Origin of the sequence: Promicromonospora sp. NPDC057138 (genome assembly GCF_042670845.1) — a bacterium.
GTDB lineage: Bacteria > Actinomycetota > Actinomycetes > Actinomycetales > Cellulomonadaceae > Promicromonospora.
Genome location: NZ_JBHUUX010000113.1, coordinates 1 through 9,368, shown reverse-complemented (window position 1 = coordinate 9,368; position 9,368 = coordinate 1). Strand labels below are relative to the sequence as shown.

General features: G+C 72.4%; 11 protein-coding genes. 7 read left to right on the top strand and 4 right to left on the bottom strand.

Translation table 11 applies throughout. From position 1 onward, the window contains the following. Positions 1-74 precede the first annotated feature (74 nt). The gene (gene greA / locus ACFT2C_RS28470) at positions 75-557 is read right to left on the bottom strand and encodes a transcription elongation factor GreA (RefSeq protein ID WP_377210471.1); all 483 of its coding nucleotides are present in this window, start codon (positions 555-557) and stop codon (positions 75-77) included. A 201-nt stretch (positions 558-758) separates the two neighbouring features. Beyond that, complete coding sequence (locus tag ACFT2C_RS28465) at positions 759-1,292, bottom strand: DUF4307 domain-containing protein (protein WP_377210470.1); 534 nt, start codon at positions 1,290-1,292, stop codon at positions 759-761. A 142-nt stretch (positions 1,293-1,434) separates the two neighbouring features. Here ACFT2C_RS28465 and mca point away from each other — a divergent pair, with 142 nt between their 5' ends. From mca to ACFT2C_RS28450, 3 genes are read left to right on the top strand one after another with little or no spacing between them, the layout of a single operon-like run. Next, on the top strand, positions 1,435-2,322 hold the full coding sequence (gene mca / locus ACFT2C_RS28460; RefSeq protein ID WP_377210472.1) for a mycothiol conjugate amidase Mca: 888 nt from the start codon (positions 1,435-1,437) through the stop codon (positions 2,320-2,322). Beyond that, positions 2,319-2,747, top strand: a complete 429-nt coding sequence (locus ACFT2C_RS28455) for a hypothetical protein (RefSeq protein WP_377210469.1) — start codon at positions 2,319-2,321, stop codon at positions 2,745-2,747. The genes mca and ACFT2C_RS28455 overlap by 4 nt, the downstream gene beginning before the upstream one ends. After that, a complete protein-coding gene (locus tag ACFT2C_RS28450) occupies positions 2,740-3,609 on the top strand; it encodes a carbon-nitrogen hydrolase family protein (RefSeq protein WP_377210468.1) in 870 nt (289 codons plus the stop codon). The genes ACFT2C_RS28455 and ACFT2C_RS28450 overlap by 8 nt, the downstream gene beginning before the upstream one ends. Before the next feature lie 42 nt (positions 3,610-3,651). Here ACFT2C_RS28450 and ACFT2C_RS28445 read toward each other — a convergent pair whose 3' ends face one another. Continuing rightward, the gene (locus ACFT2C_RS28445) at positions 3,652-4,365 is read right to left on the bottom strand and encodes a hemolysin III family protein (protein WP_377210467.1); all 714 of its coding nucleotides are present in this window, start codon (positions 4,363-4,365) and stop codon (positions 3,652-3,654) included. A gap of 298 nt (positions 4,366-4,663) precedes the next feature. Here ACFT2C_RS28445 and ACFT2C_RS28440 point away from each other — a divergent pair, with 298 nt between their 5' ends. Continuing rightward, a complete protein-coding gene (locus ACFT2C_RS28440) occupies positions 4,664-5,425 on the top strand; it encodes an isoprenyl transferase (protein WP_377210466.1) in 762 nt (253 codons plus the stop codon). Positions 5,426-5,528: 103 nt separating this feature from the next. Further along, the gene (locus ACFT2C_RS28435; protein WP_377210465.1) at positions 5,529-6,026 is read left to right on the top strand and encodes a MarR family winged helix-turn-helix transcriptional regulator; all 498 of its coding nucleotides are present in this window, start codon (positions 5,529-5,531) and stop codon (positions 6,024-6,026) included. A gap of 18 nt (positions 6,027-6,044) precedes the next feature. Here the strand turns inward: ACFT2C_RS28435 and ACFT2C_RS28430 are convergent, their stop codons facing one another. After that, positions 6,045-6,944, bottom strand: a complete 900-nt coding sequence (locus tag ACFT2C_RS28430) for a LysR family transcriptional regulator (RefSeq protein WP_377210464.1) — start codon at positions 6,942-6,944, stop codon at positions 6,045-6,047. Positions 6,945-7,030: 86 nt separating this feature from the next. On the opposite strand from ACFT2C_RS28430, the gene ald reads away from it, so the two are divergent. Both ald and ACFT2C_RS28420 read left to right on the top strand, forming a co-directional pair. Further along, the gene (ald, locus tag ACFT2C_RS28425; protein WP_377210463.1) at positions 7,031-8,149 is read left to right on the top strand and encodes an alanine dehydrogenase; all 1,119 of its coding nucleotides are present in this window, start codon (positions 7,031-7,033) and stop codon (positions 8,147-8,149) included. A gap of 26 nt (positions 8,150-8,175) precedes the next feature. Then, positions 8,176-9,327 carry a glycerate kinase gene (locus ACFT2C_RS28420; RefSeq protein WP_377210462.1) on the top strand — a complete coding sequence of 384 codons (1,152 nt, stop codon included), beginning with the start codon at positions 8,176-8,178 and terminating at the stop codon, positions 9,325-9,327. The last annotated feature ends 41 nt before the right edge of the window (positions 9,328-9,368 follow it).

The window sequence follows — 9,368 nt, the reverse complement described above, 5'->3', positions numbered from 1 at the left end:
AGCTTGTCGAGACCCGGGTCTCGACAAGCTCGACCAACGATGAGGGGCCAGGCGCTCTGTCTCGCGGTACCTGGTCAGCCCTGGAAGGGCTTCGCGCCCGTGATCTCCACGGGGATGTCGCGCCCGTTCGGCGCGTGGTAGCTCGTCTTCGCGCCGATCGGCTTGCCATCGATCGCAGCACCCAGTGGCGACGTCGGCGAGTAGACGTCGAGGTCGGTGGACCCGGCCATCTCGCGCGAGCCGAACAGGAAGCTCATCTCGTCCCCGGCGACCACGGCGGTCACGACCATGCCCGGCTCCACCTTTCCGGTGTCCTGCGGCCTGCCGACCTCGACGTGCCGGAGCTTCTCGGTGAGCTCGAGAATGCGCGCCTCGTTCTTCGCCTGCTCCTCGCGCGCGGCGTGATACCCGCCGTTCTCCTTGAGGTCGCCCTCGTCGCGGGCAGCGGCGATACGCTCGGTGATCTCCGCCCGGTAGGGGCCGGAGAGATGCTCCAGCTCAGCCTTGAGCTTGTCGTGCGCCTCCTGGGTGAGCCAGGTGACAGAAGTGTCGGCCACGGGGGCTCTCCTTTCGTCGTTGCTCGATCGAGCCACATTCCGGCAGCGCGCGAGTCCCCGCCGACGGAGCCGATCGGGCACGCGTCAGCCGGAGAACTCAGCGTGTGAAACGACAAGAATACCAATTGCGGGGAAAGGCCTGCCAAGACATTCCCCGTTTCCGCTCTGGGCGGACGTGGTATTCGCTCCGAGCTTTCGGTCTCAGCCCTGGTCACAGTGGTCGACGACGCCCGTGGTCGCGAGCTCCGTCGTGGCGATGGTCACCGTGTGTCGCGTCGTGCGAGCGGCGTCCGCGGCGACCTCGACGTCGACCGCGCCGACCTCCGCGAAGTTCTTGCTCAGCGCGGTCACCGTGCACACGGTCTCGGTCCCCGGCGGCATGCTGACGTCGAACGTCACGTCCACCTGCTCGGCGCTCACCACAGAGAACCCGACATTCGTGAAAGTCACGGGCTCGCGCTGGGTGTCGACGATCGTGAACCACGCGGCGATCGCGACTCCGGCCGCGAGGGCGACGGCCACCGCGATCCGGGCGCCTACCGAGAGCTTGGGCCGGGGCCGCACGCCGTCGGTCTCGTCCCACGGGTCGTCTCCACGGCCCGAACCGCCGGGCAGCGCCGCTGCGTGCCGCGATCCGGGCCTGGCGCGGCCGTAGCGCTCGGCGAGGCTCGGGGCCTGCGCCGGCGCCTGAGGGTGCGCAGTTCCGGAAGGGACGACGGGGTCTGGGTCGGTCATCACGGCTCGCTTGGATCGAGGTGTCGGTGGTTCGTAGCAAGATTGTCCGTGGACCATCATGGTCCATACGAATGATTGTCCCAGTACGCATCCCACACAGGAGGACCCAGTGTCCGTACCCGAGCGCGAGCCGCTCCGTCTGATGGCGGTGCACGCGCACCCGGACGACGAGTCGAGCAAGGGGGCCGCCGCGACCGCCCGCTACGCCGCAGAGGGGGTGGAGGTCCTCGTCGTGACGTGCACCGGGGGCGAACGGGGCGACATCCTGAACGAGTCGTTCGAGGTGCCCGAGGGCCACGAGTTCGAGTCGATCGAGGGGCGCCGCGCCGTGCGCCGCCTGGAGATGGCCCGGGCCGCGGAGGCGCTCGGCGTCCGCCAGCAGTGGCTGGGCTTCGTGGACTCGGGCCTGCCGGAGGGCGACCCGCTGCCCCCGCTGCCCGAGGGGTGCTTCGCGCTGGTCCCGCTGGAGGAGGCGGCCGCGCCGCTGGTCCAGGCGGTACGCGAGTTCCGGCCGCACGTCATCACGACGTACGACCCGTCGGGCGGGTACCCGCACCCCGACCACATCAAGTGCCACGACGTGTCGTTCGAGGCGTTCGCCGCAGCGGGCGACCCGGACCGCTACCCGGGCACGGGCGAGCCGTGGCAGCCGCTCAAGCTCTACTACAACCACGGCTTCTCGATGGAGCGCGTCCGCGCGGTGCACGAGGCGATAGAGAGCGCCGGGCTGGAGTCGCCCTTCGGTGATTGGGTCGAGTCGCGCGACGCGCGCGAGATCCCGGAGCGCCAGGTGACCACCCTGGTCCCGGTGGCGGACTACTTCCCGAACCGGGACGCCGCGCTGACGGCGCACGCGTCGCAGATCGACCCCAAGGGGTTCTTCTTCGCCGTGCCGCGGGACATCGAGGTCGACGTGTGGCCGTGGGACGAGTACGAGCTCGCGGAGTCCCGCGTGCCGCTCCCCGAGCGTGCCCCGGGCGAGTACGAGCGGGACCTGTTCGAGGGCATCCGGTCGGAGGTCCCGGCATGAGCCCGCTGGTTGCCGGCGCGCTCGCACGCGCGGCCGAGCCCACGCCGAACCCCACCGAGGGCCAGCTCCGCCCGGGCCTGGAGTCGTGGCAGGTCTCGCCGGGGCTGATCGGCTTCGTCGTGACCTTCGCGCTCGCGCTCGCGTGCGTGCTGCTGTTCCTGAACATGAGCAAGCACCTGCGCCGGGCCGGGCACAACGCCCGCCAGCAGGGTCTGCCGGTCGCCACCCAGGAGGGCATCGGCTTCCGCCGGTCGGAAGGTGACACCCGCGAGGGTGACACCTCCGCGGCCGACGGCGCTGAGGGCACCGACGCCGCGGACACGCCCGACTCGGCCGGTACCTCCGACGTCGGGAGCTCTCCCTCCAGCGACTCACCGTCCGGTGGCGGCTCGTCCGGCGGCGACAGCGGCGGCACGGGTGGCTGACGAGGCCGGGCCGGCCACCGCCGCGCAGGGTGCGCCCGCCGAGATCCGCGCGGCCGCCGGCGTGGTGCGGGTGACGGTCGCCCAGGTGGCCGTGTCGGACGACCACGGCGCCAACCGCCAGACCGTGCTCGACGCGTTCAAGGTGGCGGACCAGGTCGGGTCGAACCTTCTCGTCCTGCCCGAGTACGCGTCGGCCTATGACCCGCGCGGAGTCGGGCCCGAGCATGCGGAGCCGCTCGACGGGCCGTTCGTCACGCTGCTGCGGGCCAGGGCGCGCAAGCACGGGATCGCCGTGATCGCCGGCGTCACGCTCCCGGGCTCCGACGGTGTCCGCGCGGCGAACGCGCTGGTCGTCGTCGACGGCTCGGGCGAGCTCGCCGGCGTCTACCGCAAGGTCCACCTGTACGACGCGTTCGGGTACCAGGAGTCCGAATCGCTCGAGCCCGGCCCCGCCGACGCCGACCCGGTCACCCTGCGCCTGGGCGGGCTCACGTTCGGCGTGCTGACCTGCTACGACCTGCGGTTTCCCGAGTCTGCTCGCCGGCTGGTCGACGCCGGGGCAGACGTCCTGGTGTACCCGGCCGCCTGGGTTGCCGGCCCGCTCAAGGCGGATCACTGGCGCACGCTCCTGAGGGCGCGGGCAATCGAGAACACCGCGGTGGTGATCGGCGTCGGCATGACCGGCAAGAGCGTCATCGGCTGCACGTTGCTGGCGGGGCCGGACGGCGTCGTCGGGCTGGAGATGGGGGAGGAAGAGGCGTACCGCACCGTCGACCTGGACCCGGCCCCGCTCGCGGCAGTCCGCGAGACCAACCCGTCCCTGGCCAACCGCCGCTACAGGGTGGTGCCTACCGGCGCCTGAGCAGTTTCGGGCCCGTGCCCGTCGTGAGCACGGCGTCCGCCGTCAGATAGCGAGGTTGGCCAGGTAGATCGCGACCAGATGGCACGTGAAGCCGACCACGGTGAACACGTGGAAGATCTCGTGGAAGCCGAACCAGGCGGGGCTGGGGTCGGGCTTCTTGGTGCCGTAGACGATCGCGCCGACCGTGTAGGCCAGGCCGCCGGCCAGGATGAGCCACACCACGGCCGGGCCGCCGATGGCCCAGAACTGGCCCATGTACGCGACGGCCACCCAGCCGAGGGCGAGGTAGACCGGTACGTAGACCCAGCGCGGTGCGTTCAGCCAGAAGACCCGGGCCAGCAGGCCGAGCAGGGCGCCGCTCCACACGAGCGTGAGCAGCACCGTCCCCTGGCTCCTGGGCAGGAGCAGCACGGCGAGCGGCGTGTAGGTGCCCGCGATGATCAGGAAGATGTTGGTGTGGTCGAGCCGCCGGAGCACGGCGTCGGTCCGGGGCGACCAGTTCCCGCGGTGGTACACGGCGGAGACGCCGAACAGCAGGCAGGCACTCAGGCCGAACACGGAAGCGGAGATCTTCCCGGGCACGGTCGGGGCGAGCGCGATAAGCACGATGCCGGCCGCCAGGGCGAACGGGAACGTACCCGCGTGGATCCAGCCGCGCAGCCGGGGCTTGATCTTCTTCTCGACGTTCTCGACTGTGCTGGAGACCGCGGTGGAGATGACCTGTCCGACGCCGGGCTCGTCCGTGGGACCTCGCACGCTTGCTCTCCTCTACGTTCGGCAACCGGCGCCCCTGCTGGTGCCGGGCGCTACCTACGGTTGCGTAACTTACTCTAGCGTAGGTTAGCCGGCCATCGGCTGGACAAGGGCCTTGTGAAGATCCTGCGCCGGGTTGGCGGGAGTCGCCCGTCCAGCCCTTGGAAGGTCTGCGCCGAGCGGGAACGCATGCGTTCGAGGGGTACCTTTGTCCCCGTCCCGCCGGGTGATCCGCCCGGCGCTAGAGCTGCCGTGCGGACCGCTTCTCGCGGCGGGCGCGGCCCGACCCACTGAGGTATCCGTGCGCCTGCCCAGCCCGCTGTACCGCCTCTACGAGCGACGTCTGGCGTCTGCCCTGCACGGCGCGACACTGCCCCGGCACATCGGCGTCATGCTCGACGGGAACCGCCGCTGGGCGCGCTCGTTCGGCGAGACGGCGGCGACGGGACACCGCCGCGGCGCCGACAAGATCACGGAGTTCCTCGGCTGGGCCGAGTCGCTGGGCATCGAGGTCGTCACGCTGTGGATGCTGTCCACGGACAACCTGAGCCGGTCGGCCGGTGAGCTGAGCAACCTGCTCGACATCATCGAGGACGCAGTCTCCGACCTCGCGGAGTCGGGTCGCTGGCGCCTGCGCGTCATCGGGCGGCTCGACCTGCTCCCCGCGCGTCTCGCCGCCGCGCTGCGCTCGGCCGCCGACCGGACCGCGGGCGTGAAGGGCCTCCAGGTCAACGTGGCCATCGGGTACGGCGGCCGGACCGAGATCGCCGACGCCGTCCGCTCGTACCTCACGGAGCGCGCGAAGGACGGGGCGACGCTCGCGGACCTGGCCGAGTCGATCGACGTCGAGCACATCGCGGAGCACCTGTACACCAAGGGGCAGCCGGACCCGGAGCTGGTCATCCGGACCTCGGGGGAGCAGCGCATCGGCGGGTTCCTCATGTGGCAGAGCCAGCACAGCGAGTTCTATTTCTGCGAGGCCTACTGGCCCGCGTTCCGGCGGGTGGACTTCCTGCGTGCGCTGCGCGACTTCTCGCTGCGGGAGCGCCGTCTCGGTCGCTGAGGACAGGCCCCACGAGCCCTCTATCACGGTTCTTCTCATGGCGAAATTCGCCACCACTGACCTGAGTAGGTCACTGAAAGTTCAGTCAGGTAGCGTGCCGTGGATGACCGTGGATGAGACGGAGGGCGCGCTGATGACCGAGCGACGTGAGCCGTCGGCGCGGGAGGCAGCCGAGGCGTGGGAGTCGCTGTTCCGTGCGCAGGTGACGGTGATGCGCCGGCTCCTGGCGGACGACATCTGGGGCGATCTGAGCATGCGGGAGTACGACGTGCTGTTCACGCTCGCCCTCGCCCCGGGTGAGACGCTCCGGCTGCGCGAGCTCAACGAGAACATCCTCATGGCGCAGTCCTCGCTCTCGCGCATGGTGGAGCGGCTCGAGAAGCGCGGCCTGGTGCACCGGCACCCCTCACCCGAGGACGGCCGGGGCGTCCTGGTGAGCCTCACCGAGGAGGGCTCGGCCACCCAGAAGGAGCTCGGACGCCGGCACGTGCGGTCCATCGCGCACTACGTGTCCCCGGCGCTGGACGCGGACGACCTGACGCGGCTGCGCGAGCTGTCGGAGGCGCTGCGGGCCGCCCAGTCGGACATCGACGACTTCTGATCCTGACCGGCCCGCCGCTCAGGCAGATCGCGCCTGGTGCTGGAGCGCCTCCACGACGACGCGCACGGCCGCCCGGTCCATCGTGGTGCGCCGGGCGATCAGGTGGATGTCGCGGCGGGGCGGGTCGATGAGGTCGAGCGTGCGGACGGCGTAGCGGTCGTGGACGGCGAGCAGTGGCAGCAGAGTGACCGACAGCCCCGCCTCGACGTGGCTCAGCAGGGTGCCGTGGCTCTCGAACCGGCCCACGGTCGTCGGTGTGAAGCCGGCCCGCCGGCAGAGCCGTTCCGCCAGGTCGGCGAGGTGGGCGCCGGGATGCTCGAACGCCCACGGCTCGTCCGCCAGGGTGGCCAGGTCGACGCGGCCCGACCGCTCGCCCGTGGCCGTGTCGCGCGCCGTCACGAGGACCACGCGGTCGCCCGTCAGAGGCATGCGCGCGAGGTCGGCGTCGGGTGGGACGGGGGCGTCCGGGAAGTCGGCGCAGACCGCGACGTCCACCTCGCCGCGCTGCACCGCCGGGCGGCTGACCAGGGGTTCCGCCTCGGTGAGCTGCACCGAGATGCGGGGGTGCTCCTCGGCGAGGGCCGCGACCGCCGGCACCACTATGCCGTGGAACGCGCTGGTGAACGCGGCCAGCCGCACGACGCCGGTGGCCTCCGAGTGCAGGCCCGCGATGTCGGCCTCGGCGGCGGCGATCCGGTCGAGGATGTCGGAGGCGTGGCCCGAGAGCGTGACGCCGGCGGGCGTCAGCCGGATGCGCCGTCCTACACGTTCGAAGAGCTGGGCCTTCGCCTCGGTCTCCAGCGTGGCGAGCTGCTGGGACACGCTCGACGGGCTCATGTGGGCCGCCTCGGCGACGGCGCGCACCGTGCCGAGCAGGTGGAGCTGGTGCAGGAGGCGTAGTCGCCAGGGGTTGAGCATGCGCCCATCTTTGTTCAGAAACGCCGAACGTTCTATTCGGGAACGTGTCCTGGACCCGCACACCGCGAGGTGATTACCGTCACCTTATGAACGTCGGAGTCCCCACGGAGATCAAGAACAACGAGAGCCGGGTCGCGCTCACGCCCGCAGGCGCCCACGAGCTGGCCCGCCGCGGCCACCACGTGCTGGTGCAGGCCGGCGCCGGGCGGGGCTCCGGCTTCGACGACGACGCGTACCGGCTCGCCGGCGCGCGCATCGCCGACACGGCCGAGGAGGTCTGGGGCTCGGCCGACCTGCTGGTCAAGGTCAAGGAACCGATCGAGCCCGAGTACGCGCTCATGCGGCCGGACCAGACCCTCTTCACCTACCTGCACCTCGCGGCGTCCGCGCCGTGCACCGACGCGCTGCTCGCGGCCGGGACCACCGCCATCGCGTACGAGACCGTCCAGCTCGACGACCGCACGCTCCCGCTGCTGAGCCCCATGAGCGAGGTCGCCGGCCGGCTGTCCGCCCAGGTCGGGGCCTACCACCTCATGCGGCCCCAGGGCGGCACCGGCGTGCTGATGGGTGGCGTGCCCGGGACGCCGAAGGCCAAGGTCCTCGTCATCGGCGGCGGGGTGGCCGGCGAGCACGCGGCCGCGAACGCGCTCGGCATGGGCGCCGACGTCACCATCCTCGACGTCTCCATCGCGCGCCTGCGCCAGCTCGAGGTGCGGTTCGGCGGCGCCGTCGACACCCGCGCGTCGACGACGTACGAGGTGGCCGAGCAGGTCGAGACCGCCGACCTGGTCATCGGGTCGGTCCTGGTCCCCGGCGCCGCCGCGCCCAAGCTCGTCACCGACGCCATGGTCAAGGCCATGAAGCCCGGCGCCGTGCTCGTCGACATCGCCATCGACCAGGGCGGCTGCTTCGAGCACTCGCACCCCACCACGCACGACGCCCCGACCTTCGTCGTGCACGACACGCTCTACTACTGCGTGGCGAACATGCCCGGGGCGGTGCCCGTGACCTCGACCCGGGCACTGACCAACGCGACGCTGCCGTACGTCGCCGCGCTCGCGGACAAGGGCTGGCGGGACGCGCTGCGCGCCGACGCGGCCCTGGCCAGGGGCCTGAACACCCACGCGGGCCGGATCACCAACCGGAGCGTCGCCGAGGCGTTCGGCGCCGAGGCGGTCCCGGTGGCCGAAATACTCGCGGGCTGACCGCCCGCACCGCCTACGATCGGCGCGTGGATCCGCTGCGCGTCGTCGTCTGCCCCGACTCGTTCAAGGGCAGCCTGTCCGCGTCCGAGGTCGCGTCCGCCGTCGCCGACGGGGTGCTGGACGCCGCGCCGGACGCCGTCGTCACGCGCCTGCCGATGGCCGACGGCGGGGAGGGCACCCTCGACGCGCTGCTCGCCGTCTGGGGCGGCGACCCGCTGACCGTCGCGACGGTGGACGCGATCGGGCGGCCGGCGTCCGCCCGCTGGGCCGTGTCGCCCGACGGGCGCACCGCCGTCGTCGAGCTCGCCGAGGCCAGCGGCCTGCCCGGCGTCTCCGACGCCCCGCTGCAGCCGCTGCACGCGAGCACGCGCGGCACGGGCTCCGTCGCACGCGCGGCGCTCGACGCCGGCGTCGCCGAGATCCTCGTCTGCCTGGGCGGCTCCGCCTCCACGGACGGCGGTTCCGGCATCCTGACCGGCCTGGGCGCGCGCCTCCTCGACGCGGCCGGCCGCCAGGTGCCCGACGGCGGGGAAGGGCTGGCCTCGGTCGCCTCCCTCGACCTGTCCGGGCTGCACCCGCGGGCGGGCGAGGTGCGCTGGCGGCTCGCCGTCGACGTCACCAACCCGCTGGTGGGCGAGCACGGCGCGGCGCACGTGTTCGGGCCGCAGAAGGGCGCGCGCGACGGCGAGGCCGAGTTCCTCGACGGCGCGCTGCGGCACTGGGCCGACGTGCTGGAGCGGGAGACCGGTGCCGCCGTCGCCGAGATCCCCGGAGCCGGCGCCGCCGGTGGCGTCCCGGCAGGCCTGATCGCCGTGCTCGGCGCCGAGACCACCCCGGGCGCCGTGCTCGTCGCCGAGGCCATCGGGCTGCCCGCCGCGCTCGCGGACGCGGACCTGGTGATCACGGGGGAGGGGTCCTTCGACTCCCAGTCGGTGCGCGGCAAGGTGGCCGACGGCGTCGCGCGGCTCGCCGCGGCGTCGCCCGCCCAGCCGCCCGTCGTCGTCGTGGCCGGTCAGGTGCTGCTGCCGGAGGCGCAGGCGCGGGCCGCCGGCATCGCCGCCGCATTCTCGATAGCGCCCGGCCCGGTCGAGCTGGACGACCTCATCGCCCGCACCGCACCCCGCCTGCGCGACGTCGCCGCGGCCGTGACGAGCCTGGTCAGCGCGGCACGGCGATAGGCCCGAGCGACGTGTCAGACGCGCAGGTCACCCGAGTGACC